The organism is Candidatus Zixiibacteriota bacterium, assembly GCA_035574315.1.
Classification (GTDB): domain Bacteria; phylum Desulfobacterota; class Binatia; order UBA9968; family UBA9968; genus DATLYW01.
The window spans coordinates 40,121-64,618 of the sequence record DATLYW010000037.1 but is presented as its reverse complement, the minus strand read 5'-3'; the positions used below and the strand labels follow the sequence as shown (position 1 = coordinate 64,618).

At 65.8% G+C, this 24,498-nt stretch carries 24 protein-coding genes; 16 read left to right on the top strand and 8 right to left on the bottom strand.

Going from position 1 to position 24,498, the window contains the following annotated elements:
- Positions 1-5: 5 nt before the first annotated feature.
- Positions 6-1,724: an AAA family ATPase gene (locus tag VNN77_12990; protein HXG52305.1), complete on the top strand. Its 1,719-nt coding sequence runs from the start codon at positions 6-8 to the stop codon at positions 1,722-1,724.
- 19 nt (positions 1,725-1,743) lie between these two features.
- Here VNN77_12990 and VNN77_12985 read toward each other — a convergent pair whose 3' ends face one another.
- Both VNN77_12985 and VNN77_12980 read right to left on the bottom strand, forming a co-directional pair.
- The gene (locus VNN77_12985; protein ID HXG52304.1) at positions 1,744-2,727 is read right to left on the bottom strand and encodes an ABC transporter substrate-binding protein; all 984 of its coding nucleotides are present in this window, start codon (positions 2,725-2,727) and stop codon (positions 1,744-1,746) included.
- Entirely contained in the window at positions 2,724-4,211 is a 1,488-nt protein-coding gene (locus VNN77_12980) for a deoxyhypusine synthase family protein (GenBank protein HXG52303.1), read from the bottom strand. The genes VNN77_12985 and VNN77_12980 overlap by 4 nt, the downstream gene beginning before the upstream one ends.
- A gap of 376 nt (positions 4,212-4,587) precedes the next feature.
- Here VNN77_12980 and VNN77_12975 point away from each other — a divergent pair, with 376 nt between their 5' ends.
- The 3 genes from VNN77_12975 (at position 4,588) to VNN77_12965 (ending at position 7,113) form a co-directional block, all read left to right on the top strand.
- The gene (locus tag VNN77_12975; GenBank protein HXG52302.1) at positions 4,588-5,244 is read left to right on the top strand and encodes a VTT domain-containing protein; all 657 of its coding nucleotides are present in this window, start codon (positions 4,588-4,590) and stop codon (positions 5,242-5,244) included.
- Between the two features lie 202 nt (positions 5,245-5,446).
- A complete protein-coding gene (locus VNN77_12970; GenBank protein ID HXG52301.1) occupies positions 5,447-6,622 on the top strand; it encodes a CoA transferase in 1,176 nt (391 codons plus the stop codon).
- A gap of 17 nt (positions 6,623-6,639) precedes the next feature.
- Positions 6,640-7,113 carry a hemerythrin domain-containing protein gene (locus VNN77_12965; GenBank protein HXG52300.1) on the top strand — a complete coding sequence of 158 codons (474 nt, stop codon included), beginning with the start codon at positions 6,640-6,642 and terminating at the stop codon, positions 7,111-7,113.
- Here the strand turns inward: VNN77_12965 and VNN77_12960 are convergent.
- The 4 genes from VNN77_12960 to VNN77_12945 all read right to left on the bottom strand — a co-directional run bounded on the left by VNN77_12960 (position 7,103) and on the right by VNN77_12945 (position 9,260).
- A complete protein-coding gene (locus VNN77_12960) occupies positions 7,103-7,456 on the bottom strand; it encodes a hypothetical protein (GenBank protein HXG52299.1) in 354 nt (117 codons plus the stop codon). The genes VNN77_12965 and VNN77_12960 overlap by 11 nt on opposite strands.
- A gap of 40 nt (positions 7,457-7,496) precedes the next feature.
- Positions 7,497-7,856, bottom strand: coding sequence for a cupin domain-containing protein (locus VNN77_12955; protein HXG52298.1), 360 nt, complete (start codon positions 7,854-7,856; stop codon positions 7,497-7,499).
- Positions 7,857-7,904: 48 nt separating this feature from the next.
- Positions 7,905-8,843, bottom strand: coding sequence for a DUF72 domain-containing protein (locus tag VNN77_12950; GenBank protein ID HXG52297.1), 939 nt, complete (start codon positions 8,841-8,843; stop codon positions 7,905-7,907).
- Positions 8,844-8,948: 105 nt separating this feature from the next.
- Positions 8,949-9,260 carry an RNA-binding protein gene (locus VNN77_12945; protein HXG52296.1) on the bottom strand — a complete coding sequence of 104 codons (312 nt, stop codon included), beginning with the start codon at positions 9,258-9,260 and terminating at the stop codon, positions 8,949-8,951.
- A 489-nt stretch (positions 9,261-9,749) separates the two neighbouring features.
- Between VNN77_12945 and VNN77_12940 the strand changes: the two genes are divergently transcribed.
- Positions 9,750-10,184: an FKBP-type peptidyl-prolyl cis-trans isomerase gene (locus VNN77_12940; GenBank protein ID HXG52295.1), complete on the top strand. Its 435-nt coding sequence runs from the start codon at positions 9,750-9,752 to the stop codon at positions 10,182-10,184.
- Positions 10,185-10,227: 43 nt separating this feature from the next.
- On the opposite strand, the gene VNN77_12935 is transcribed toward VNN77_12940, so the two are convergent.
- Positions 10,228-10,497, bottom strand: coding sequence for a hypothetical protein (locus tag VNN77_12935; protein HXG52294.1), 270 nt, complete (start codon positions 10,495-10,497; stop codon positions 10,228-10,230).
- Between the two features lie 450 nt (positions 10,498-10,947).
- On the opposite strand from VNN77_12935, the gene VNN77_12930 reads away from it, so the two are divergent.
- Positions 10,948-11,979 carry a tripartite tricarboxylate transporter substrate-binding protein gene (locus VNN77_12930; protein ID HXG52293.1) on the top strand — a complete coding sequence of 344 codons (1,032 nt, stop codon included), beginning with the start codon at positions 10,948-10,950 and terminating at the stop codon, positions 11,977-11,979.
- Positions 11,980-12,275: 296 nt separating this feature from the next.
- Complete coding sequence (locus VNN77_12925; protein ID HXG52292.1) at positions 12,276-12,467, top strand: hypothetical protein; 192 nt, start codon at positions 12,276-12,278, stop codon at positions 12,465-12,467.
- Between the two features lie 128 nt (positions 12,468-12,595).
- On the opposite strand, the gene VNN77_12920 is transcribed toward VNN77_12925, so the two are convergent.
- Positions 12,596-12,814 (bottom strand): hypothetical protein, encoded by a 219-nt coding sequence (locus VNN77_12920; GenBank protein ID HXG52291.1) that lies wholly within the window; start codon positions 12,812-12,814, stop codon positions 12,596-12,598.
- A gap of 309 nt (positions 12,815-13,123) precedes the next feature.
- Here VNN77_12920 and VNN77_12915 point away from each other — a divergent pair, with 309 nt between their 5' ends.
- The 9 genes from VNN77_12915 (at position 13,124) to VNN77_12875 (ending at position 24,492) form a co-directional block, all read left to right on the top strand.
- Positions 13,124-14,158 (top strand): amidohydrolase family protein, encoded by a 1,035-nt coding sequence (locus VNN77_12915; GenBank protein HXG52290.1) that lies wholly within the window; start codon positions 13,124-13,126, stop codon positions 14,156-14,158.
- Positions 14,155-15,183, top strand: a complete 1,029-nt coding sequence (locus VNN77_12910) for an NAD(P)-dependent oxidoreductase (GenBank protein HXG52289.1) — start codon at positions 14,155-14,157, stop codon at positions 15,181-15,183. The genes VNN77_12915 and VNN77_12910 overlap by 4 nt, the downstream gene beginning before the upstream one ends.
- A gap of 370 nt (positions 15,184-15,553) precedes the next feature.
- Entirely contained in the window at positions 15,554-16,543 is a 990-nt protein-coding gene (locus VNN77_12905; protein ID HXG52288.1) for an ABC transporter substrate-binding protein, read from the top strand.
- 10 nt (positions 16,544-16,553) lie between these two features.
- Positions 16,554-17,720 (top strand): amidohydrolase family protein, encoded by a 1,167-nt coding sequence (locus tag VNN77_12900; GenBank protein ID HXG52287.1) that lies wholly within the window; start codon positions 16,554-16,556, stop codon positions 17,718-17,720.
- Positions 17,721-17,755: 35 nt separating this feature from the next.
- Positions 17,756-18,775 carry an amidohydrolase family protein gene (locus VNN77_12895; protein ID HXG52286.1) on the top strand — a complete coding sequence of 340 codons (1,020 nt, stop codon included), beginning with the start codon at positions 17,756-17,758 and terminating at the stop codon, positions 18,773-18,775.
- A 62-nt stretch (positions 18,776-18,837) separates the two neighbouring features.
- Complete coding sequence (locus VNN77_12890; protein ID HXG52285.1) at positions 18,838-20,577, top strand: thiamine pyrophosphate-binding protein; 1,740 nt, start codon at positions 18,838-18,840, stop codon at positions 20,575-20,577.
- Positions 20,578-20,607: 30 nt separating this feature from the next.
- On the top strand, positions 20,608-21,312 hold the full coding sequence (locus VNN77_12885) for an iron-containing redox enzyme family protein (protein HXG52284.1): 705 nt from the start codon (positions 20,608-20,610) through the stop codon (positions 21,310-21,312).
- A gap of 40 nt (positions 21,313-21,352) precedes the next feature.
- The gene (locus VNN77_12880; GenBank protein ID HXG52283.1) at positions 21,353-22,798 is read left to right on the top strand and encodes an amidohydrolase family protein; all 1,446 of its coding nucleotides are present in this window, start codon (positions 21,353-21,355) and stop codon (positions 22,796-22,798) included.
- A 152-nt stretch (positions 22,799-22,950) separates the two neighbouring features.
- On the top strand, positions 22,951-24,492 hold the full coding sequence (locus VNN77_12875; GenBank protein HXG52282.1) for a 4Fe-4S dicluster domain-containing protein: 1,542 nt from the start codon (positions 22,951-22,953) through the stop codon (positions 24,490-24,492).
- Positions 24,493-24,498: the final 6 nt, after the last annotated feature.

Sequence of the window (24,498 nt, the reverse complement as noted above, 5' to 3'; positions counted from 1 at the left end):
CCGGGATGTATCTGGAGTACTTCGGTTTTCGCGAGCGGCCGTTCAGCGTGACGCCGGACCCTGGGTTTTATTACGAGAACGAGATCTATCGGGAGGCGTTTGCGGGGTTGCGCTACGGAGTGGAGCAAGGCAAGGGGATCGTGGTGCTCGTGGGGGAGGTCGGGACGGGCAAGACGATGCTGTTGCGGCGGCTGATGGGAGCGCTGGCAGAGGACGTCGATGTGGCCTGCGTGAGCGGGGTGAGCGGCCAGGTCGGATTCCACGAGTTGTTGCGCGAGATAGGAGGGGAGCTTGGGTTGGGGAACATGGGCGAAGGGTGGAGGGCGGCATGGGGCTGTTTGCGGGAATATTTGGCGTCCCGGGCGCGCAGGGGTCGGCGGGTGGCGCTTTTGATCGACGAGGCGCAGGAGCTGAGCGAGGAGGCGTTGGAGGGGCTCTGCCTGCTGAGCAATCTCGAGACAGAAAAGGAAAAGCTCTTGCAGATGGTGCTGGCGGGACAGCCGGAGCTGGAGGAGCGGTTGGCGGGAGCGGACATGCGGCAGTTGCGGCAGCGGGTGGCGTTGTGGTTGCGGTTGAAATCCCTGGGAGAAGCGGAAGTCGACAGCTACATCGGCATGCGCCTCAGGCGGGCCGGGTGCGGGCGAGAAGCGCTTTTCGATCGGGGGGCGGTCCGCGCGGTGTGGAAATACAGCCGCGGGGTGCCGCGGCTGATCAACCTGCTTTGCGATCAGGCACTGGTCACCGGGTACGCCACAACGCGGCAGCGAGTGAGCCGGGCGATGGTGGAGGAGGCAGCCGTCGATCTTCGCCTGCTTCCCGGTGCGAAAAAAGCCGCTCCGGCCGACACGCAGCCGTCGCCAACCTCTCTTCTCTCCGTGGAGGCGGGGGAGGGAAGGAGGGAGTTCCCGGAATTCGAGGCGACGGTCGCCGGCCGGCGGCGGCGGGGAGACCGTGCGGCGCTCTGGAGCGGGACGGCTGCGGCGGTCGCGACCGCGGTCGCAGGCGCCATGCTCTATCCGAGCTTCGACTCCGCGCTCTCCGATCTCAGCCGGCGCCTGGCGCAGGCGAGAGTCGACCGCGACGCGCCGCTCTCTGTTCCGCCCGGCGCGAGCACGCTTCGGGAAGCGGAACACCAGGCCCCTGTTCCCGCCCAACGCGAGATCCCGACGGAGTCGCTGTCCGATTCTGCAGCCGTCGCGGCGCCGAAGGATTCAACTGCGGAACGTGGGGCCCCAGCCCGGCCTTTCCCGGCGGACGATAAAAACGATGGCTCGGCTTCCGCGGAGGACCTGGCGCGGCGCGCGATCGCGAACCGGGCGATCGAAGGGGTCAGGGTCTCCGTCAAGGACGGCATCGCCCGTCTCGAGGGGCGCGTGGCGACCGAACGCCAGAAGCAGGCGGCGCTGCGGGCGGTGCGCGCGGTGCCGGCTGTCACGTCGGTTATCGACCGGGTTGCCGTCGAATCCGCCCCGCGAGTCGACCTCGAGCGCGGAGACGAGCGGCTGGAATTCGAGATCCTCAAGGCGATCCATGCCCGGGCCGTCCGCGGTGTCGAGGTGTCGGTTACCGGGAGCACGGCTTACCTGAGCGGCCGGGTCGCATCCGACAGTCAGAGGGCCGCAGCCGTGAGCGCCGCCCATGGGGTATCCGGCATCCGCAAGGTGCACGACCGGATCGCGGTCGGCACCGAACGGTCGGCGCTCGACGTCGAGCCCGCGCGCTGAAGCCGAGGGTCTCCGGCGACTATTTCCCGTAGAGCCGGCTGATGAAGCCGCTGTCCTCGAGCTCCTTTAAGAATCGCGGCTCGACGAATCGGCGGGGGTCCGCGCCTTTGGCCTTCGGGTTGTTCTTGGCCAGGTCCTCGAGCACGGCTTCCACTCCCCTGGTGGTCGGGTAGGGAACGCGCGCCATGAACTTCACGGCATACGCGCTGTAGGCTTCCTCCAGAGCCTCCGCGTCCTGGGTTCTCATGAGCCTGGCGATCGTCCTGAGGCTCGCTTCCTTGTTGGTCTTGTAGAAATGAATGCCCTCGACGAAAGCCGAGACCACGCGGCGCACCAGCTCTTCTTTCTTCCGGATCACGGCGCGGGTGGTGCCGAGCGAGGTACCGACGTAGTCGACGCCGAAGTCGACGAGAGCGGCGAGCCGCTGAAAGCCTGCCTTCTGGGCCCGGGTCGTCAGCGGGGGCTGGATGAGGATAGCGTCCACGCGCCCGGCCTGGAGCGCCAGGTAGCGGTCGGGTGGACCGCCGATCGAGATGAGGTTCACCGATTTTTCCGGATCGAGATTCCATTTTCTCAACGCGACGGTCGCCGCGTAGTGGTCAGCCGAGCCGGGCCGGGCGATGCCGATCCGCTTGCCCCTGAGATCGGAGGGTTTCGTGATCGACGGGTGCGTGAAGACCGCGTGCTCGAGGGTGTTCACGAACGTCATGAGGAGCACGGTATCCGCGCCTCCGAGATTGGCGGCGACCGAGGCCGGGCCGGCGAAGATGTTGAAGTCGACGCTCCCCGAGATCAAGGCCGCCGTGTTGGTGGGCCCGCCGACGATGTAAATGATGCGCGGTTCGAGGTTGTACTTCCTGAAGATGCCGGCGTCCCGGGTGACGAACAGGATCGCCTGGGATGCCGAGAGCGCGCTGTGGGCGATGTCGACGATTTCCTGCGATCGCGCGTCCGCATGGAAAAGCGTCCAGAAGACGAACACCAGGATGGCCCGCGGCTTCACGGTTTCTTCCTCCTTTCGCCGTCGCGGGCGGTCCGGCCGGAGCCCGCGGTGTTGTCCATCAGAAATTTCACGAGAAACGGCCACACCTGCGTCGCGTCCGCCTGCACCTCCGCGTAGACGCCGTCGGGCGCCGCCTTGCGCCAGGACTCGTTTTCCGAATAGGTGCACCCTGACAGATGGCCGAAGTGCGGCCGGTCGGGGCAGATGCGAATGCCGTAGTGGAAGCGGCGCTCCGGATAGATCGCTCCCAGCCGCTCGTTGATGATCTCGATCAAGGGGGCGACGTTCTGGACGTTGTTGCGCGGCACGCCGCCGCCGATCGTGAAGATGCCGAATCGCTTCGCCCCGGTCACCAGGCGAATCAGCTCCCTGCTGTCGATCTCGTGGTCGATCAGGATCGGCTTGCGGCCGCGCCGGCGGCGCTTGAGGTTGTGGATGTAGAGATCGTTTCCCAGCTCCGAGTCGACGAAGGCGGGAACGAAGACCGGAACGCCGTGCTGGTAGGCGGACTTCAGGATGCCGCGCTCCCGCGGAAACCGGCGCGCGAGGTATCGCCCGATGTGCCGGTTCAGGATCGCGGGGCTGATCGGGCGTGATCCGTCGATCGGCTCGATCACCTTGCCGATCACCTCTTCGACGCTGTCGAGGTTGGTTTCCGGTTCCAGGGTGTCGGTCACGCGATTCAGGCGGTGGCGCGCCAGCGTCGTGTCGTCGTAGGACGGATCGTACTTGTAGTGCTTGAGCCCGATCGACGACACCAGGCCGTGAGCCATGAGCGCGCCCGTGGAGGTGATCGCGTCGATGAAACCGTGCTCGATCATGTCGCAGATCACCAGGTCCATCTTGCCGACCGTCATCGCTCCGCTGACGGTCAGGAAGCGGAGACAGTCGCGATCCTGCACCATCCGCTGCAGCGCGGTTGCCGCCCGAGCGACCTGCGAAGCGACGCCGCCGTAGGCGCCGAGGCTCGCGAGCAGCCGACCCGCCGACCAGCGCCGCCCGTCCAGCCATTCCGTAAGCGCGCAGTCGATCACCGGAAGCACCAGCCGCGGATCGGCGAAGACCGCGTCGGGAAAGTAGCCGTCCCGGATCTGGCCGGGGCGGGCGAGATCGAACTGATTGATGAACAGCGCGCGCGAGGGCTTGCGGTAGACCGCGTCGGCGTGCCGTTCAGAGAATCCGCCGACCACCAGCACCGTCTCCTTGCCGCTTGCGCGCCGGGCGTACTGTTCGGGCCGGAGGATCTTGCGGCACCAGCCGCGCTCGACGAAGCGCGCGAGAAGACGGCCCAGGGGGGAATCCGGCAGGCCGTCGTAGATCACCAGAGGCCGCTCGCGGTCGAGGATCAACTGGTGCAGAGTCGTCGCCATCTCTCCCAGCATGCGCGCTCCGAAGGCGCAGTGGCGCATCGCGGCGACGATATCTCCTGCGCTGGCGCATCGGCGCAGATCCAGCGATCTCAACTCCTCGAATTTCAGCCCCACGTGTCTTCCTCGCGAAGTTTTTGCTTCGTAACACGGGGGTTGCCCGCAGTCAATTATTGCAACGTTCGTCGACCTATCGCCGCTTCGCCGTTCAATCGAGCACCGGCGTTTAATCGAAGTGGCCCGATCGTCGCCTCCGCTGCGCAGGGGAGGCGGTGCGGCCAGGGTGCCCGCGTCGACGGCAACCTGAATCCGGGATCGACGCGAAGAAGTGGAAACCGCACAGCGGCTCCCGTGGAAGGCTTGCGCCAACAGGGCCGACCCTTTAACCTGAAACCACATGCGCGATCAATCGCTTTCACGGCCGGCTCCGATTACGCCGGAACCTGCCTTCGCTGGCCGCTGCAAGCGTGCGGGCGCGGCGCTCCTTTTCCTTTTGCTCTTCCTGCTTTGGCGCTGGACCCCGCTCGCCGCCTGGATCGATCCCGCGGCAATCGCCGCGTGGCAGGAGTCGATCCGAAATGATCCGGCGGCCGCGTACGTGGTCGTCGGCGCCTACGTCCTCGCCAGCCTCGCGTTCGTTCCGGCGACGGCTCTGACCCTCGCGACCGTCATGACCTTCGGGCCGATCGCGGGAAATCTCTACGCGCTGGCCGGGTGGCTCGTCAGCGCCGCAGTCGCCTTTACCATCGGGCGGCTCGCGGGCCGGGAAGTGCTGGAGGGCTTTACCGCTCCGCGGTTGAAGTCCGTCATCCGCCACGCGGCACGCCGCGGCTTTCTCACGGTCCTCGTGCTCCGGCTGCTGCCTGTCGCGCCCTTTACCCTGGTGAACCTTTTCGTCGGCGCCGCCGGGATACGCTTCGCCGACTTTTTCGGCGCCAGCCTGCTGGGTCGCATTCCGGGCTGGCTCGCGCTTACCTTTGCCAGCGTCCAGCTCGAAGCCGCTTTTGCCTCCGGGGATCCCGGACCGTGGGTTCTTCTCGGGCTGCTCGCGGTCGTCCTGCCTCCGGCGGCCGCCTTCGTCGGCCGGCGCCTGGGTCTCGAAGATCGCCTTGCGCCGGACCGCGGCTCCGGCGGCGACACCCATCCTTGACTTCGGACGCCGGGCGCGGCTAGCTAAGAGCTATTTGTGAGCTCGTTGGCGCCCAGGCATCGAAACGGGACCGCTTGGGCGAGCCTCTTACGGACTCACTGATGATTCGGGTCCGCGGCCTTGGGTTCCGGGTCGGCTCTTCTTCGAACGGGACGCGCCAGCCGGCAGCCACGGACCCCACCTTACTTGTGTGGAGCATCGTATGAGCGGAGCGCTCGCCGGGATACGGATCATCGAGATGGCAAGCTACGTAACGGGGCCTTTTGCCGGCCAGCTGTTGGCCGACATGGGCGCGGAGGTGATCAAGATCGAGGAACCCGAGCGCGGCGACCCGTTCCGGGGGTGGGGCGATCGCAACTACTCCGCGACGTTTTGCAGCCTCAACCGCAACAAGAAGAGCGTCACGCTCGACCTCCGGCGGGATGAGGCCCGTGCGGTGGCGCTCCAGCTCGCGGCGCGCGCGGACGTCCTCATCGAGAATTTCCGCCCCGGAACCATGGACAAGCGCGGCCTCGGTTACGACCACGTGCGCGAGGTCAATCCCGAGATCATCTATTGCTCGATTTCCGGGTTCGGGCAAAAGGGGCCGTACCGGGACCTGCCCGGCTACGACACGATCGGTCAGGCGCGAAGCGGGCTCCTCAGCCTGCTCACGGATCCGGACAGGCCTCAGGGTATGGGGATCTCGTTTTCCGATCACCTCACCGGGATCTACGCCTGTTACGGGATCCTCGCCGCCCTGGTGCATCGAATGGCGACCGGCAAAGGACAGCGGGTGGAGACGTCGTTGCTGCGCGCTTCGATCTCGTTCGTCGGCGAAAACGCCGCGCGCTATTTCGAGACCGGACACGTGCCGCGACGCGCTCACCGGACCAGGACCGCCGGAGTCTTCGCGTTTGTCGACTCCGAAGGGCGGCCGTTCGTCCTCCACATGTCCTCGCCGGACAAGTTCTGGCGCGCCATGTTTCAGGTGGCCGGCAGGCCGGAGTGGGCCGACGATCCCCGTTTTCGCGATCGCAAGGGCCGTATCGAAAACCACGACGCGTTGTCGGAGATGCTACAGGAGATCTTTCGCGGTGGCCGCCGGGAGGACTGGCTGCAGAAGCTCCAGGCCGCGGACGTTCCCGCGGCCCCGCTCAACACGCTGGACGAGGTCTTCGCCGATCCCCAGGTGCGGGAGTACGGCTTTCCCGTGGAAGTCGAGCACCCGCGGATGGGCAGGGTAAAAATGGTTGGCAGCGCGGTCGACCTCAGCCGCACGCCGCCGCGTATCGACCGGCCGCCGCCCGTCCTGGGCGAGCACACCGAAGAAGTCCTCAAAGCGCACGGCTACGACGACGCCGCGGTCGCGGACCTTCGGGCCAAGCGGGTCATTTGACCGGCCCCTGTGGCGTCATGCGTCATCCGAGCCTGATACCGCTCTCGCACGACCACCACCACGGTCTGGCGCTGGCGCTTCGCTGCCGCAAGCAGGCGCTCGGACAGATCCGCCCGGCGGGAGCCGAAGGGGTGCGGCAGCGGGTGCGGGAGGCGCGCGAGTTCTACGAGCGCAATCTCGTCCCTCATTTCTGCGCCGAGGAGAAGGTTTTGTTCCCCTGGCTGCGCGCGCGGGCGGCCGACAGCGGAGCCCTGATCGACCGGCTCGTCGCGGAGCACCGGCGACTCGCCGCCGCCTTCGAGGCGCTCGAGGAAACCGGCGACGCGGCCAGGCGCCTGTTCGACCTCGGAGACCTCCTCGAGCGGCACATCCGCGCGGAAGAACGCCAGCTTTTCCCGCTCTACGAAAAGAACGTCCGCGGGGAAGAGGGGGACAGGATCGGCGGGGAGATCGAAAGAGCGCTGGAACGCGGCGCGAAGGTCAGTCCATGAGCTTGAGCAGCACGTGCCGGCGGTTCCTGGTATGCGGCCGCACCTGCGACGGCCAGCGTCCCTTCTCGACCGCTTCGTCCCAGGCCTTGCTGGTCAGGACCTCGGGGCTTTCGAGCTCGTAAATCGCCGTATATTTCGGCTCGTTTTCCAGTCGGATCGTCTTGCGCTCCCCGCCGATGTTCATCGTCAGCTCTTCGCGGCGGTAGCGCTTGATCGAAACAACTCCCGGGACCTGGCTCAAATAGGGAACGTGCTCCCGGTCGTACACCTCGTTGAACAGCGCCTCGTAATCGGGGTCCACGTCCATGCTTGCGATCATGATGTACTTTGCCTGTCCGGCCATGCGCGACTCCTCGTCGGCCCGCGGCGAGCCGAAGTCGATCTCAAGTGCCCAGGAAGCTCGCGATCTCGGGCGCCGGAGACTTGATCTCGACGACGATCGAGTTCTCCAGCCCCTCGACTGCGTGGGGCACGCCCTGCGGATGGCGGCAGACGTCCCCCGGGCCCAGAATGTATTCTTCCTGGCCCACGGTCATCTTGACCTTGCCCTTGACCACATAGGCGAGCGACTCGTGGGAGTGAACGTGAAGCGGGGCGCCGACGCCGGGCTCGTAGTGGATTTCGAGAAGCGTCATCTCGTCGCCTTTGATCAGGGGCTTGACGAGCAGCTCGCCTCGCATCGGCTTTCCTTCGATCGTCTTGACCGTCAAAGCCCGCACGTCGGCGTTTCGTGAGAGAATCATAGCGGCTCCTTGCGCGTCGGCTCCGCCTCGCGGAGCACGTCGCGGATTCTAACGGCGGCGTCCGGCCAAGTCAACGCCGCTCCCGCCGGGTATCAGCTCGGGGAATTGCGCGAGCATCGCCTCGGGAGGCATGGCCCTCAGCGGCACGCCCAGCTCCTGCGCCATCATGACGGCGTTGGCCGCCGCGCTGGCGCGCGCGTGGTTGTTGAAGAACACGAAGGACGCGCGCAGGCCCGGGCGCGACGAGGCGTTTGCGATCTTCGCCGCGAGCTGGCGGATCTCGGCGCGCGAGTAGCAGTAGTCGTAGCGCTCCCAGCTTTCCGAGTGGCGCCACCATGTCCTGGCGTTGCGGCCGTGGGCGCGAAAATAAAACAACGAACCGACCGGCTCGAAGGGCTGGCGGATCGAAGCGGCGAACTTCGGTTCGTCGATTACGATCCAGGCCGCGCGATGGCGCTCGACGATCTCGCGGGTCTTCTCCAGCTCGTCGCTCCAGCTCTTGTGGCGCAGCTCGATCGCCTTGGGACAGTATGGAAACAGCGAGAGCGTGGACTCCAGGCGCTCCAGGTTCTGCGGCGCCCGGTCGAAGCTCGGAGGATATTGCAGAACCAGCGCGCCGAGCTTGCCGGCGTCCTGCAGGGGGTCAAGGGCGGCGCGCATCTTGTCGACATCCGCCGGACCGACCGGCTCCCAGGACCCGGCGGACGAACCGTGCCCGATTCTCGAAGGGTGCGTGAACTTCTGCCAGAGCTTCAGGGTGAAAAGGAAATCGCGCGGGGTCTTGCTCGCCCAGGCGGCGGCGGTCCGCTCAGAAGGCGGCCCGTAAAAGCTCGAGTTGATCTCGACGGTCGTGAAGATCCGCGCGTAGTATTCGAGAGGGTCCCAGCGGCTCGGCATTCCTTCGGGATAAAACGCGCCGAACCAGCCCTTCGGAGGCGGGCCGGGATAGGCGTATCCGCAGGTGCCGATCCGAATATCGGTTCCCATGACTGGCCAGAACTGGGGATCCGACGCGCCGCGGAAGGACCAGGCGCAATCCCGACGGAAAAGGGGCAAACCGACCCGTTGCCCCTTTTTGCTGCTTTTAGGAGACTACCAGCGGTTGCGCCCGCTGCGGTTTCCGTGGGTCCGGCCGTCGCGGCCGGCATCCCGCCGGACCAGCGGTTTCGCTTCGTTGACCGTCAGCGTGCGTCCCTCGAGCTCCGTTCCGTTGAGCGCCTGGATGGCGCTTTGCGCCTCCGCGCCGCTGCTCATCTCGACAAAGCCGAAGCCGCGAGACTGGCCGGTGAACTTGTCCGCGATCACCGCGGCGGATTCCACCGTCCCGTGGCTGGCGAAGATTTCCTGCAGCTGGTCGCTCGTTACCGAGTACGGCAAACCGCCGACGTACAATTTGTTACTCATGTTCTCCTCCTTGAAAGAGAGAATTAAGGCGTCTGTACCCTGAGACTAGAAGCTAATTGGAGCAGAACAGGAGTTTCGCGAGGAAACCGAGCTCTGGTCGGTGTCCGTTAGGTTTCTTTTCGCAAGGAGAGACCGAATCCGGCCTTCGCGATCGCATGCTCCTCATCAGAAGGCCGTATACTGAAGAAGATGATGCACTATACGCGGTCCGGCGCCCGTTGTCAAACGATCGTTTTTTGCCTGTGCCTGGCGGGCCAAGCGTTGACAAAACGCCGCGAAAGGCCTACGCTGGGACCGTTCGCAAATTTCAAAGCGAGACTCGCCGATCAAAACAATCGCCGAAACGCCAAAGGCCGGCGGCGCCTGCCTCCGGCTCCCCGAATCGGGTTGCACCCCGGCGCGACCCTTCGTCCCGAACGGCACAGACATTCCGTCCGCGTCGTTCTAAGCGTATCCGAAGCAGGACGCTCCTGCAGGAAGGAGAGAAAGATGATCAAAGACGGTTCCGTCGTGAGCTTCGAGTACACGCTCTCGGACGAGGAGGGAAACGTCCTCGAGACGAACGTGGGGGAGGAGCCCGTGACCTACACGCACGGGCGGCATGAGATCATCCCCGGGTTGGAGAACGGGATGTCGGGGATGGAAATCAACGAAAAGAGGCGCCTGCGGGTCCAGCCCGAGGACGGCTACGGTCCCGTGCACGCCGATTACTTCAAGGAAGTGCCGCGAGACGAGATTCCCGCGAGCGGCCTGATCGTCGGCACCGTGCTGCGCGCTCGCGGGCCGCACGGCGAGGATTTTTCCGTGCGGGTTCACGAGATCAAGGATCATACCGTGGTCCTCGATCTCAACCACCCGCTGGCGGGAAAAGTGCTGAACTTCGAGGTGCGGGTGCTGAGCATCGAGCCGGGCGAGGCCGAATGAGCCGCCGCGCCGTGGCGCGCGAGAACCGGCGCGCGGACCTGCGTCACGCCCGCCGCGCCGCCCGGATGTTGTAGCGGATCACCAGGTTACCGGTCTGTCCATTCGCGGGTTCCCGCAGCACGGCGTCGCCCGCGCGCATCATCCGGATCATCACGTCCCAACACACCGGCATCGTCTGGTTCGCGTTCAGATTTGCGTCGACCTGGCGGTGAAGCTGATCGGATTCGACATCGATGTAGGGCTGGCCGTTCTGCCGGGCGCTGTTCAATATGGCGGTCAACCGGTTCTGAAAATCCCAGGCACTGGGACGCATGTCGCTCTCCTTTCGGGGGGCGTACATTACTTCGCACCCAACATACTTCAGCGCTTCGCGAAAAGCTACGGCGCCGCAAAAATTTTTCGTTAACGTAAAGCTCCGGGCGCCGCCCGAGCGGGCCTCTGCGCCGTTTCCGCCTCGAGACGGGGTTTTCGTCCTTCGCCCGCTCCGAGGAGAGCTTTAAAACCTCTGTAACCCTTTGATTTCTCTACATCTGCATCGCCAATTATTTGGGCATTCCGAGCGCAGCCGCTTCCATCGCAGAGGCCCGCTCCGGCGAACACCGGGTTGTGAACAACTTATCCACAAGTTTTGTGAATTCCGCTGTGGATCGCCGAAGCGAACGTCGGCGGTACCCGCGGCCTTTTGCATTTGACACGGTCGCCGGTTTTCGAATAGGAAAGGAAACCGCCGGCGAAAATTTGACAGAAACCGCGAGGAGAGATCATGAAAGTACATTTGCGGCGCCTCCTGGCCGCCGCTGGCTGCTGTGCAGCGCTTGCGGCCGTGCCGGCACCGGCACAAGAAGCGTTCTACCGGGGGAAGAGCATCCGGTTGATCGTCGCGTTCAGCCCCGGCGGAGGCTTCGACACCTACAGCAGGGCGATCGGCCGCCATCTCGGTAAGCACATTCCCGGGCGCCCCTCCGTGGTCGTAGAGAACATGACGGGAGCGGGCGGCATCATCCAGGCGAACTTCATGTACCAGAGCGCCAGGCCGGACGGCCTGACGATCGGCAACAACATCGGCGGGCTGATCCTGCAGCAGATCATGGGAGCCAAGGGTATCGAATTCGACGGCCGCCGTTTCGAGTATCTCGGCGCCCCTGCGGTCGATCATCCCGTATGCGCCCTCAGCAGGACCTCCGGCGTCACCACCGTCGATGCGTGGTTCGCCGCCAGGGAGCCGGTGAAGCTCGGGGGCGTCGGTCCGGGCGGTACCGCTTCGGACGTCGCCCGAACCCTCAAGGCGGCGTTGAAGCTGCCGATCCAGGTGGTCGACGGTTACAAGGGCACGTCGGACATCCGGCTGGCCGCGGAAAGCGGGGAGCTCGCGGGCGGCTGCTGGGCGTGGGAGTCGATCAAGTCCACCTGGCGTAAAGGGCTGGACTCGAAAGAGGTGGCGGTGGTGATCCAGGCGATGCCGAAAAAACACCCGGAGTTGCCTCACGTGCCCCTGGCGATCGACTACGCCAAAACCCAGGACGCCAAGGACCTTCTCAAATACGCGGTGCACGACATCGCGACGGTTACGCGCCCCTACTTTTTGCCCCCCGGGACCCCCAGAGAGCGGGTGGAAACGTTGAGGCGCGCCTTCCTTGAAACGTACAAGGATCCCGAGTTCCTCGCGGAAGCGCGTAAAGCCAAGCTCGAGGTGGACCCGGTCACGGGCGACGAGATGGAAAGGATCGTCAAGGGCCTTTTCAACCTCGACTCCAGGCAGGTCGCGCGCCTGAAGGAAGTGCTGGTACCGAAGTAGGGTGGTTCGCGAGGGCGCGATATCCGTCATGCGGGCAGTGCGGCGGCTCCGAAGACGGAGCGACCGATGCCGCGGAGATTCGCGCCGCTAGGGGACGGTTCGATAGTTCAAAGGACGGGAGGTCAACAAAAAACAGAAAACAGGAAATCGTTACTGTCCACGTCTCGGACCTCTTTCGGTCGACGTCGATGGACGAGCGAACTCCTTGGGCATTCCTCGGATCGGAATCGGCACGGTCCGTGCCGTGACGGTCTTCGGCGTGTAGACAACAACTTCGCAGAAGGAGACGGTGAGCGATGGCGCCCGCGCGGGACGTGCGAAAAACGGAAAAAGGACAGGGGCTGGTCGAATACACCTTGATCGTTTTTTTCGTCACACTGGTCGTTTGGCTCGGGGTCAAGAACACGGACGTGGGAGCGAGGCTCGCGGATAACTGGAGTAAGATCGTCAGTTGCGTCGGGAGCCCCTTCTCCTGTTCCGCCGACTGACGCCGACCGGGAGAAAAAACACGGGCGCTTCGCGGCGGGGCCGACGCATCAGGCCGGCCGTGCCGCCCTGGAGGGAGCGCCGGATCGACCGTCGCGTTTCGCTGCGGCGTGTTCCCGCCGTGCTCGACCTACGGATTGGCGTCGATCCACGCCTTGGCCAGATCGATCGCGAACTTCTCGGCCTCTTCGGCCGTCCGGAAGCGCTCGCCAAGCCCGCCGATGGTGTGCGAGCGCCGCGAGCCGGAGACCTTCCACGTGATCTCGGCGCCCGCGCTCCAGAGCTTGCTGCTCGGATGCAGGGAGGCGTGGGCGATGATGAGGCGGTCGTTGTAATAGAGATTAGCCATCCGAGAGCCGTCCGGGTACTGAATGAGCTCGCCAGTACATGAGCATCGTGGCCGGGCTCGCTCGAACCGCGATCGCCATCGAGGCTTCAAATCGTTCAGGCGCTCAAACCGTTGGTGCCGTGCCGCCACGCGGCGGTTCGCGGTTCGAGACAGAGCGCCGGGAACAGGATACCGTCTATTGTTCGGCGACGGCCGCAGACTACCGCCCGGATCCGCAACCGTCAAGCCACGTCCTGCGGCGCGGCTTGACAGCGCGGTCCCTTGAAGAGTAGACGAAACACAGAAAAAAGCGCCGGGGAGGAGCGCGCCATGGCGGAACGCTACGAGGTGATCGACGCCGATGGACACATCACCGAAGAGGACAGCCAGCTCAAGCCCTACATGGAGGAGCGTTACCGCAAGCGCGCGGCCACGCTCACGCCGCGGGACAGCTGGGACCGTTCGCTATCCGGTACGCTCGGCACCCGGGCGCGCGACGCAAAGAGCTGGCTCGAGGCCATGGACCGGGGCGGCGTTTCGACGGCGGTGCTCTACCCGACCAACGGGCTCAGCATCGGCTGGATCCGCGAGCCCGATGTCGCGGTCGCGTACGCCAGAGCCTGGAACGACTTCGTCTCGGAAGAGTTCCAGAAGGTGAGCCCCCGCCTGAAGGCGGTCGCACTGGTTCCCTTCCAGGACGTGCCCGAGGCCGTCAAGGAGCTCGGCCGCGCGATCCGGGAGCTCAAGCTCGTCGGCGTCATGCTGCCCGCGGTCGGGTTGCGCCTCCCCCTCGGTCACGAGAGCTACTGGCCGATCTACGAGGAAGCGGAGCGGCTCGACTGCATGGTGGGAATCCACGCCACCGTTCGCGGCCCTCATTACTTCGCCGGCGACCTGTTCGATCAGTTCATCGAAGTGCACACGCTGTCGCATTCCTTCGCGCAGATGATGCAGCTCACGAGCTTCATGTTCCGCGGCGTCTTCGACCGTTTCCCAAAGCTGCGGGTGGCCTTCATGGAGGCAGGTTGCAGCTGGGCCCCCTACTGGATGGGCCGGATGAACGAGGAGTGGGAGAAACGGGGCAGGGTGGAGGCGCCGAACTGCCGCCGCAAGCCGAGCGAGTACTTCAAGGAGGGGCGGATCTTTTTCCATGCCGAGGACTACGAGCCGCTCGTCGGGGCGGCAGCCGGTCTCCTCGGCCACCGGACGGTCTATTATGCGTCTGACTACCCGCACTGGGATTCCGAGTTTCCCGAGAACATCCAACATCTGGCCCGGCGCGAGGATCTGGACGACGAAGCCAAACGTTGGCTCTTCGCCGGGGCCGCGAAACGGCTCTACAATCTCGAGGGAGCGGCGGCTTGAGCGTTCGGGGTCGCAAGGTCTGCGTAACGGGGCCAGCCCGCCTGAAGCTGGCTGAGGATCTCCTGCGTGCAGCCGGTTGCGAGCTGGTGCTGGGCAAGTCCGCCGACGACTTTCGCTCCTTTCGCTACGACACGCGCGAGCTGATCGCGCTCGTTGGCGACAGCGACGCGATCTATCCCGCGGGACGCGACTTCATCGGCCGAGACGTCCTGGCCGCCTGCCCCCGCGTCCAGGCGGTGGTGAAGTCGAGCATCGGCATCGAGACCGTCGACGTCGAAGCCGCCACCGAGCTGGGGATTCTGTGCTGCAACAGCCCGACCCCGGAGAATTACCTCGGAGTGGCGGAGGCTACGGTCGGCCTGATCGCGGCGCTCTTCAAGCGGTTGAAGCTCAACGAGGCGTGGCTGCGCGGCGGGGGATGGAAGGAGCCCGAGAACCGCGGCGCTTTGATGCTCGGAAAGACGGCCGGAATCATCGGGCTCGGTCGCATCGGCAAAGCCGTCGCCAGACGGCTCGGCGGCTGGGAGATGAAGCTGATCGGCTACGATCCCTATGTCTCCCATGAAACGATGGCGTCGGTGGGCGTGCGCAAGGTGGGGCTGGAGGAGCTGTTGCGGGAATCGGACGTGGTCACGGTGCACGTGGTATTGACCCGGGAGACCCGCGGGATGCTCCGGATGGAGCAGCTCCGCATGATGAAGCCGAGCGCCTATATCGTGAATACCTCGCGCGGACAGGTCTTTCACGAGCAGGATCTCTGCCGCGCCTTGAACGATGGGCTGATCGCCGGAGCCGCCCTCGACGTCTTCGAGGAAGAGCCGTTGCCGCCGGACAATCCCCTGCGCCGCGTCGACCCGGCCCGCCTGATCCTGACGCCGCATATCATCGGCAACAATCCCGGCTCCCTCGAAGCGGGCCAGCGCATGGCCGCACAGAGCATTCTCGCGGTTCTCGAGGGCCGCGTGCCCGAGACCGTCGTCAACCCGGACGCCGTGCCGCGCTGGAGAGAGCGCTTCTGGAGATAGGCGATCCCCAGGCACGACGGAGATGCCGTAGTCCATGGTTCCCCGCTTCCGGTCCCGGCGAGCTACGGGAGCCCATCGCCGTCCGTTTTGACAATCGCTTCCGTAAAGGAGTAGAAGAAGGGGGCTCGACGGAACGCGACGTGCCAGGGAGCTTCATGGCAGGCAGACATCCAGCGGAAATGGGCCGAGACCTGGAGGACGGCGGCTTGCGGTTTTCCGGTTTCGCGTTCCTGGATTGAAATTTCGACGATTGAACCGACGCGAACGGCATAGCTCGGCCGCCAGACGCCATGATACGGCGTCTGTGCAGCCACGAATTCACTGGATAGGAGGCGATATCGACCTCTTGAGGTTAAGGAGGACCTCTTCGATGTCAATCCGTAGAATCCTGAGCGGACTGCTTCTCGGGTGCCTGCTGGCGACGGGCGCGCGCGCGGCAGACAGGCTCTTCACCATTCATTCGGCACGCGTGATGTCACAGTCCATGCCGTGGATCGCCCAGGCCGCCGGAATCTTCGACAAGTACGGAATCGATCATCGTCTGGTTTTCATCGCGTCGTCGACCGTGGTCACAGCGGCCATCCTGAGCGGTGACGCCGAAATGACTCTCACGGGCGGGATCGGCAACGTCCGCGCCTACATCCAGGGAGCCACCGATCTGGTGTTCGTGGGCGGCGTGAAAAACGTCATGACGCAGAGCATCCTCGCCGGCGGGAACATCCGGCGCCCCGAGGACATCCGGGGAAAGCAAATCGGGGTGAGCCGGATCGGCAGTAACACCCATTATTTCACCGTTCAGGCGCTGCGGCGCTACGGCATGGACCCGGGCAAGGATTTCAGCTTCATCCAGACCGGCGGCGACCCGGAGAGCCTGGCGGCGCTTCTGAGCAAGCGCATCGAGGTCGCCACGCTGACCGCCCCCTCCGACGCCAAGGCCCTGGCGGAAGGGTACCGTTACGTGGTGTACGGCCCCGATCTCAAGATCCCCTATGCGGCGACCGCGTTCGTCACGAAGCGCTCGGTGATCGCCAGGAAGCGGGACGTGATCGCCCGCTTCATGAGGGCGATGGCCGAGTCGGCCAGGATCCTGCATACCGACAGGGAGTTCGTCTACAAGGTGCTCGGCAAACAGCTCCGCCTCACCGACCGAACGATCCTCGACGCGGCCTACAACGCCGAGATCAAGGCGCTCGAGCCCCGGCTGGTCCTGAAGCCCGAAGCGTTGCAGGCGATCCTCGACGAGGTGACGGCGACCGACGCGCGGGCGAAAAACGTGAGACCCCAGGAAATGATCGACAACTCCTTCGTCAACGAGATGGAGAAGAGCGGCTTTTTCGATCAGCTGTGGGCGAAAAAATAGGAGACGCGCCATGGAGGAGATCATCATATCGGCGGACTCCCACGTGATCGAGGTTCCCGACCTGTGGGAAAAAAGGCTGCCGCCGGCGCTCCGCGACCGCGCGCCCAGGCTCTATTTCGACGAGGGGCGGGACGCCTGGATGTTCGGGTCTCCCGAGATCCCGGCGCAGGCGGTCGGGGGTCTTTTCATGGCCGGCCAGAGGGCCGAGAACATCGAGCACTTCCGCCGGGCCGGCTTCGCGGTCGCGCGCGCAGGCGGCTGGGATACGGCCGAGCGAATGAAAGACATGGAGCAGGACGGGGTTTCGGCGGAAGTTCTCTATCCGAGCCTTGGCCTGGGGCTCTACTGCATCAAGGACGCCGCGCTTCAGGAAGCGCTGTTCCGGACCTACAACGACTGGCTGATCGAATTCTGCGCCGGCGCTCCCGACCGGCTTTTCGGGATCGCTCTGATCTCCATGTACGATGTCGATCACGCGGTCGCGGAGCTGGAGCGCTGCAAGAAGAACGGCATGGTGGGGAGCATGATCTGGCAGGCGCCCGACCCCGAGCTTCCCTTCACGTCGCCGCACTACGAGCGCTTCTGGGCCGCCTCGCAGGATCTCGAGATGCCGGTGCACCTCCATATCCTGACGGGATTCGGTGACAGCATGCACCGGCAGACCGCCCACGGAATGGCGCGCTACCGGATCGGCGTCAACCAGACCCGCGAGATCGAGGACGCGCTCTTCGACATCATCTTCTCTGGGGTGCTCGAGCGCTATCCCAGGCTCAAGGTCGTGTCGGTGGAAAACGAGATCGGCTGGATGCCGTTCTGGCTCGGCCAGTGCGACAAGGCCTATCGGCGCCACCGTCACCGCGAAACCCTTCCGATCGCGCGCGAGCCGGGCGAATACTTCGCGCGCCAGGTCTTCGCCACGTTCTTCAACGACCGCGTGGGCGGGCGGCTCTTCTCGTGGTGGGGGACCGCGAACTGCATGTGGTCGAACGACTATCCGCACCAGAACTCGACCTGGCCGCGCTCGCGCGAGGTGATCGCCCGCGACCTCGGCCATCTTCCCGCCGCGGACCGCGTGAGGCTCTTGAGCGGCAACGTAGCGACCCTCTACGGCCTGCGGGTCCCGGAAACCGCCCTGCGCCCGTCCGGAAACGGCGGCACCGCGGCGGCGCATGCTTGACCGGCCTGCGGTCTCTAAGGAGGAGGAGAAACGAAATGGAATTACGGGATGCTCTCAAAGTGCTGGACTCGGACGCTCATGCGCGGGATACCGACGATGCGATCCGGCCGTATCTCGACGCTCCCTACCGGAATCAGACCGCGCCGTTCCTGCCGCGCGAGACCTACGACCGGAACCTGGGCGGCACGCTGGGCCATTCGGGAGCCAAGGTGGAGGAACGTCTCGCCGCCATGGACCGCCAGGAGATCGACACCGCGGTGATCTATCCGACCAGCGGCCTCGGCATCGGCCGCATCCGCGATCCGAAGTTCAACGCCGCGCTGTGCCGGGCCTACAACAACTACATCGCCGAGTACTGCAAGGCGTCGCCGCGGCTCAAGGCGGTGGCGAACCTCCCGGTCAACAATCCGGCGGAATGCCCTCGGGAGCTGAACCGCGCCGTCACTCAGCTCGGGCTTTGCGGCGGCATGCTGGCGGCGCAGGCGCACAGCAAGAATCTCGGCTCGCCGGAATTCTATCCTCTGTACGAGGAGGCGCAGCGCCTCAACACGCCCATCGCGATTCACGCGTTCGGGGGCGACGAGCCGGGAAGCGAGATCTTCGACCAGTTCATCTGCCTCCATACCACCGGCCACCCGTTCCCGGTGCTGCGGCAGCTCACCGCGATGATTTTCGCCGGTATCCCGGAAAAGTTTCCGAACCTGAGAATCGGCTACCTGGAGATCGGCTGCGGCTGGATTCCTTACTGGATGGAGCGCATGGACGAGGAGTGGGAAAAGCGCGGCAAGGTCGAAGCGCCGTTGTGCAAGCGCAAGCCGAGCGAGTACCTCACGGGCGGAAACATCTATTACGGCTGCGAGCCCGAGGAAAAGATGATGGGCTACGTCGTACGCGAGATCGGTTCGAAGACGCTCATGTACGCCTCGGACTACCCGCACTGGGACATGAGCTGGCCGGAATCGGCCGTGATCGTCTGGCGCCGCGAGGATCTTTCCCCGGACGCGAAGAAGGATATCCTCGTGAACAACGCCAGGCGTTTCTACAACCTGAACTGAGCAGCGGTCGGGGCCGGCGGGCGGGAACCCCGGCCGCCCGGAAGATCGCGAGGGAGTAACGCATGATCGAAACGAAGGGGCTGACGGGAGCACAGGCGCTGTTGCGCGTCCTGGGCGGAATGGGCGTGGAGCGCATCTTCGCCTCGCCGGGCTCGGAGTGGTCGCCGGTCTGGGAGGCGCTCGCCGAGCCGGGCGCAGAGCGGATCCCGCTTTATCTCAGCACGCGGCACGAGGAGGTCGCGGTGGGCATGGCCAGCGGATACGCGAAATCAACCGGAAAACTGCCGGCGGTCATGATCCACACCACGGTCGGGGCGCTGCACGCGACGATGGCGATGCGCGGCGCGCTGCACGAACAGGTGCCGATGGTCGTTTTCACGGGCGAGTCCGTGGGCTTCGGGGAGGAAGAGGGGCCGGACGTGGGCGGTCAATGGCTCGGCCACCTGGCCGACGTGGGCGGTCCGGCGCGCCTGGTCGAGCCCACCGTCAAGTGGAGCTTCGGCGTAAACGCCCGGTCGATCCTGCCGGCGACGATCGAGCGCGCCTGCAGGATCGCCATGGCGGCGCCGCGCGGCCCCGTGTTCGTGTCGATTCCGATGGAGTACCTTTTCGCGCCGATGACGCGGGACGTCGCCTCGGATCGGATCGAGGCGCCCGCGCCGGTGGCCGATCCGAAAGGGATCGAAGAGCTGGCCGAGATGCTCGCTCGCGCGGAAAATCCGATCATCATCGCTGAAGACGCCGGCCGGACGCCGCACGCCGTCGAAAGCCTGGTCGAGATCGCCGAGCTTCTGGGCGCCGGCGTCGTCGAGACCCGCAGCACGGGCTGCATCAATTTTCCGCGTGCGCATGCGCTGCACGCCGGTTATACGCCCGCCGAATACCTCCGCGAAGGGGACGCGTTCCTCGCGCTCGCCACGATCGCCCCCTGGCATCCGGCGTCGCGCCGGCCCGAGCGGCCGGGAGCCCGGGTGGCATGGCTCGACGAGAATCCGCTGCGGACGGAGCTTCCTTATCACGGGTTCGCCGCCGACCTCTGCCTGACGGGCGAGATCGAGAGGTCGCTCGAGGAGCTGCTCCGGGCCCTGAGGAAACGCGTTTCCCCCGGAGAACCCGAGCGGGCCCGCCGGGCGGAGGCGTGGAAGGAGCGCAACGAGGCACGGCGCCGGCGCTGGCGCGAAGAGGCGGCTGCGCTCTGCGCCGCCAAGCCGATGGACACGCGTTGGGTGGCGCACGAGATCAGCCGTGCGCTTCCTCCGGACGCGATGGTCGTCGAGGAAACGATCACGCACCGGCTCGCCGTACACCGCTATCTGGACGGGCTTGCCCCGGGGTCGTTTTTCGCAGGCTGCATCGGCGGTCTCGGCACCGGGCTGCCCACCGCCCTCGGCGTGAAATCGGCAAACCCCAAACGGACCGTGGTCTGCCTGATCGGCGACGGGGCGTTCAACTACGACCCGGTGCCCGGGGCGCTCGGCGCGGCCCAGGAGCACCAGCTCCCGATCCTCATCATCATGTTCAACAACCAGGGCTATTTATCCCAGAAAACCGGGGTTCCGAAATATTACCCGCAGGGGTGGGCGGTCAGGGCGAACCGCTTCGCCGGGCTTGACATCGCGCCCTGTCCGGATTACGCGTTGCTGGCGCGCGTCTTCGGCGGTTATGGAGAGACGATCGAAGAGCCGGCCGAGGTTCGAAAGGCGGTGGAGCGGGGGCTGAGAGCGGTCGCCGCCGGGCAGCTTGCCATTCTCGACATGCGGCTCAAGCCGGTCGCGGAAACGCTCGAACGGGGCGAGGGATGACGCGGTCACGAAAAGCGAAGGGAAGGAGTCATGGCGGCTAGTTTTCACGATCAGCTGGTCGCGACGCGCGACCGCAGGCACAGCAAGAACCATCCGTTCTTCGAGCTGTGGGCGCAGGGCAAGCTCACCCGCGAGCAGACCGCTCTTTACTGCCAGCAGCACTACCATTTCGTCAGCGAATATCTGAACTGGATGGCGTACGAGGCTTCCCAGATCCCCCACCGTGACGTCAAGGCGTATCTGCTCGAAAATCTCGGCGACGAGGAGAATCCCGAGGACCGGCATCTGGACATGCTCAAGGACTACGTCGCGGCGAGCGGCCTGGAGCGCGACAGCGTCGAGACCGCGCCGGTCCTGCCCGGGACCGAAGGGCTGCAGAACTGGGGTTGGCGGATGGTCTACCAGAGGCCCTGGCAAGCCGCGGTGGCCGGGATGTTCATCGGCCTGGAGTCGCAGTTCCTCGACATCTGCAGGAAGCTCGTCCCGGCCCTGCATCGCCATTACGGCTATGCGCCGCGCGCGCGGGAGATCCGCTTCTTCGAGGAGCACATCCACGCCGACGAAATCCACGGCGCCAAGGGTTTCGCCATCGTCGAGAAGTACTGCGACACCCGCGAGTTGCAGGCGCTGGCGCTGGAGGCCGTCGAGCAGGCGACGATCCGCCGCTGGCGCTACATGAACAGCATTTACTGGTACGCGCTTCACGGGAAGCAGGACGACACCCCCACCCTGTAAGCCGGAAGAAAGCTCTCAACCCAACTCGAGGAAAGACGGTATGTCACTACGAATCGACGGCGGCGTCGTGGTCGCCTGGTCGGGGGCCGGCCACGAGCTCATCCCGAACGGCTCGGTCTACATCGATGGAGACAGGATCGCGTCGGTCGGCATCGACCGCTCCCGGCCGGCGGACCGCGTGATCGACGCGGCCGGGAAGCTCATCTGCCCGGGCTTCGTCAACCTCCACGTCCATTCGCAGCTCAACGTCGGGGACTACCTGCTTCCCGACGTCACGCGGAAAGACTATCTCTGCGCGAACTACTTCGTCTTCGGCGCCCCCGTGAAGGAGAAGGCCGCGCCGCCGCCTCCCGCGGCGGTCGCGATCGGTCGGAAGTACGCGCTCTACACCGCTCTCCGAAACGGAGCCACGACGGTGCTCGACCCGGGCGGCGGGCCCGGCGATTTCGAAGGCTACGCGAGCATCGTCGGGCGGCTCGGGGGCCGCGTCTTCTTCAGCCCGCCGTACCGGAGCAGCGACATCTTCACGGACGCCGAGGGCCGCCATTACTACGAGGAGCGGGCGGACCGCGGCCGGCCGGGGCTCGAGCGCGCCGTCGAGTTCATCCAGAAATACCGGGGCGCGCACAACGGCCGGCTCCAGGGCATTCTCAACCCGGCGCAGGCTGAGACCTGTGAGCCGTCGCTCCTGCGCGAAACCGTGGCCGCGGCGCGCCAACTGAACGTCCCGATCCACCTCCACGCGGGCGGAAATCTGCGCGAGTTCCTGCAGATCCTGCAGCGCTACCGCAAACCGGTGATCGAATACCTCAGCGAGACGGGGATTCTCGGCCCGCGGACTATTCTCGGCCACATGGTTTTCATGGGCGGCCACTCGCGCGTGGACTATCCGGCGAGCGAGCTTGAGCTCCTGGCCGCAAGCGGCGCGACGGTGGGCCACTGCCCGCACAAGTGCGCGAAGATGGGCTTCGCCATGGAATCCTTCGCGCGCTACCTTCGCGCCGGAGTGAAGCTCGGTCTAGGTACCGACACTTATCCCCTGGACATCATAGCGGAAATGCGGTACGCGTCGCTCTTCTCCCGGCTCGTCGACCGCGACGCCGCCGCCGCCCGTCCGGCCGAGGTCTTCAACGCCGCCACCGTCGGCGGGGCCGACGCGCTGGGGCGGGAGGATCTCGGCCGCCTCGCGCCCGGGGCCAAAGCGGACCTCGTCATCGTCGACCTGCGCAGCGCGCGCTACGGCCCGGTGCGGGACCCGATCAACGCCCTGGTCGAATACGGCAGCGGGGCCGACGTCGAGACGGTCGTGGTGGACGGCGAGGTGGTCGTGGAGGGAGGACGCTCGACGCGGATCGACGACGACGAGTTGTTCGCCGAGGCCCAGGCGGCCGCCACGCGCGCGTGGGACAACTGGCCCGCCCGCGACTGGGCGGGGAGAAGGGTCGAGCAGATCGTTCCGCCGGCTTTCCCGACGCGCGCGGCGTGATCTCGGGCTCGGGCGTTCGGCGGAACCGTCGGACGCGCAGAGCCGCTCCGCGCGAGGTTCCAGGGCCCGCAACAAACGCTCCAGCACTCCGGCGTTTTATTCACGATCGCGGCCCCGCGTTGCGTCGCGCCGGGCGGGGCGAGAGGTTCTTGATGCGTTACGGATTTCTCATCGACCAGAATCGCTGCATCGGCTGTCACGCGTGCACGGTGGCCTGCAAGGAAGAGCACGCCATTCCCCTGGGCGTCAACCGCACCTGGGTGAAGTACGTCGAAAAGGGCCGCTATCCCGACACCCGGCGCCACTTCGCCGTCCTGCGCTGCAACCACTGCGACGACGCCCCCTGCATCGAGATCTGCCCGACGGTTGCGCTTTTCCGGCGGCCCGACGGAATCGTCGACTTCGACGGAGAGCGCTGCATCGGTTGCAAGTCGTGCATGCAGGCCTGCCCGTACGACGCGCTCTACATCGACCCGGAGCGGAACACGGCCGCCAAATGCAACTTCGACGCCTCCCGCATCGAAATGGGCTACAAGCCGGCCTGCGAGGCCGTTTGCCCGACGCAGGCGATCCTCTCCGGCGACCTCGACGACCCGGCGAGCGCGATCAGCCGGCGGATCGCGACCGAGAAGGTCGCCGTGCGCAAACCCGAGAAGGGAACGCGCCCCAAGCTCTATTACGTCGGCGTCGACGGCGATCTGCTCGAACCGTCGCGCATGGCGCCGCAGGAGGGCTATCTTTGGGGAGAAAAGAATCCGGGGGAGGACCTCTACGCGCTGCGGGCCGCCGGTGCCGGAGCCGCCCCGGTGGAGACCTCGCGCGAGGTCTATGACGTGCCCCACGCCACGCCGTGGGGCGCCAAGATCTCGGCCTACCTCTGGAGCAAGTCGGTGGCGGCCGGCGTGCTGCTCGTCTCGGCGCTGCTCGCCAACGCGGGCCTGCAACCGGACGCACCGGTGCTTGCGCTGGTGAGCCCGGGGATTGCGCTGGTTTTCCTCGCGCTCACTCTCGGGTTGCTGATCGCCGATCTGAAGAAGCCGGCGCGCTTCTTCTACATCCTCACGCGACCGAACCGCAGCTCGTGGCTGGTGCTCGGCGGCTATGTTCTTGCGGCCTACGCAGCGGCAGCGGTTGTCTGGGCTGCTTACGGCTTTCGCCGGGGCTTCGCGCCGCCCGCTGTCTTCTGGCCGGCGGCCGTGCTCGCCGTCGCCGCCGCTTGCTACTCCGCCTTTCTCTTCGCGCAGGCCCGCGGGCGCGATTTCTGGCAGAGCCCGCTGAAATTCTGGCACCTGCTCGCCCAGGCGCTCGTCGCGGGCTCGGCGGCGCTGATCCTGGCGGGGGCATCCCAGCTCGTGGTGCCCTTGCCGCTGATGGGCGGCGCCGCGTTTCACTGGCTGGGAAACGCGCTGGTGGTTTCCCTGCTTGCCGCTCTCGCCATCGCCTTCGTCGATCTGCTGATGGACCACGGGGGCGAGGGGACACGCCGCGCCGCCGACCTGCTCGTCAAGGGTGCTCTGTGGAAGCCGTTCTGGCTCGTCGTGGTGGCCGCGGGCGGGTTGCTCCCGATCGCGCTCACGCTCTGGCCCACGGCTTCGCCGCTCCCCAACATCGTCGCCGCCGTCCTCGCGCTCGTCGGCGTGTGGAGTTACGAGCACCTCTGGATCAAGGCGGGGCAGGCCATGCCTCTGAGCTGAAAGGAT

What these genes read in the sequence shown, in the direction of transcription:
- VNN77_12950 (HXG52297.1), bottom strand. Translation starts at nt 8,843, where the DNA reads ATGGGAACCGATATTCGGATCGGCACCTGCGGATACGCCTATCCCGGC.
- VNN77_12890 (HXG52285.1), top strand. Translation starts at nt 18,838, where the DNA reads ATGATCGAAACGAAGGGGCTGACGGGAGCACAGGCGCTGTTGCGCGTC.
- VNN77_12915 (HXG52290.1), top strand. Translation starts at nt 13,124, where the DNA reads ATGGCGGAACGCTACGAGGTGATCGACGCCGATGGACACATCACCGAA.
- VNN77_12895 (HXG52286.1), top strand. Translation starts at nt 17,756, where the DNA reads ATGGAATTACGGGATGCTCTCAAAGTGCTGGACTCGGACGCTCATGCG.
- VNN77_12960 (HXG52299.1), bottom strand. Translation starts at nt 7,456, where the DNA reads ATGGCCGGACAGGCAAAGTACATCATGATCGCAAGCATGGACGTGGAC.
- VNN77_12900 (HXG52287.1), top strand. Translation starts at nt 16,554, where the DNA reads ATGGAGGAGATCATCATATCGGCGGACTCCCACGTGATCGAGGTTCCC.
- VNN77_12905 (HXG52288.1), top strand. Translation starts at nt 15,554, where the DNA reads ATGTCAATCCGTAGAATCCTGAGCGGACTGCTTCTCGGGTGCCTGCTG.
- VNN77_12880 (HXG52283.1), top strand. Translation starts at nt 21,353, where the DNA reads ATGTCACTACGAATCGACGGCGGCGTCGTGGTCGCCTGGTCGGGGGCC.
- VNN77_12875 (HXG52282.1), top strand. Translation starts at nt 22,951, where the DNA reads ATGCGTTACGGATTTCTCATCGACCAGAATCGCTGCATCGGCTGTCAC.
- VNN77_12920 (HXG52291.1), bottom strand. Translation starts at nt 12,814, where the DNA reads ATGGCTAATCTCTATTACAACGACCGCCTCATCATCGCCCACGCCTCC.
- VNN77_12965 (HXG52300.1), top strand. Translation starts at nt 6,640, where the DNA reads ATGCGTCATCCGAGCCTGATACCGCTCTCGCACGACCACCACCACGGT.
- VNN77_12940 (HXG52295.1), top strand. Translation starts at nt 9,750, where the DNA reads ATGATCAAAGACGGTTCCGTCGTGAGCTTCGAGTACACGCTCTCGGAC.
- VNN77_12885 (HXG52284.1), top strand. Translation starts at nt 20,608, where the DNA reads ATGGCGGCTAGTTTTCACGATCAGCTGGTCGCGACGCGCGACCGCAGG.
- VNN77_12970 (HXG52301.1), top strand. Translation starts at nt 5,447, where the DNA reads ATGAGCGGAGCGCTCGCCGGGATACGGATCATCGAGATGGCAAGCTAC.
- VNN77_12930 (HXG52293.1), top strand. Translation starts at nt 10,948, where the DNA reads ATGAAAGTACATTTGCGGCGCCTCCTGGCCGCCGCTGGCTGCTGTGCA.
- VNN77_12955 (HXG52298.1), bottom strand. Translation starts at nt 7,856, where the DNA reads ATGATTCTCTCACGAAACGCCGACGTGCGGGCTTTGACGGTCAAGACG.
- VNN77_12990 (HXG52305.1), top strand. Translation starts at nt 6, where the DNA reads ATGTATCTGGAGTACTTCGGTTTTCGCGAGCGGCCGTTCAGCGTGACG.
- VNN77_12945 (HXG52296.1), bottom strand. Translation starts at nt 9,260, where the DNA reads ATGAGTAACAAATTGTACGTCGGCGGTTTGCCGTACTCGGTAACGAGC.
- VNN77_12925 (HXG52292.1), top strand. Translation starts at nt 12,276, where the DNA reads ATGGCGCCCGCGCGGGACGTGCGAAAAACGGAAAAAGGACAGGGGCTG.
- VNN77_12935 (HXG52294.1), bottom strand. Translation starts at nt 10,497, where the DNA reads ATGCGTCCCAGTGCCTGGGATTTTCAGAACCGGTTGACCGCCATATTG.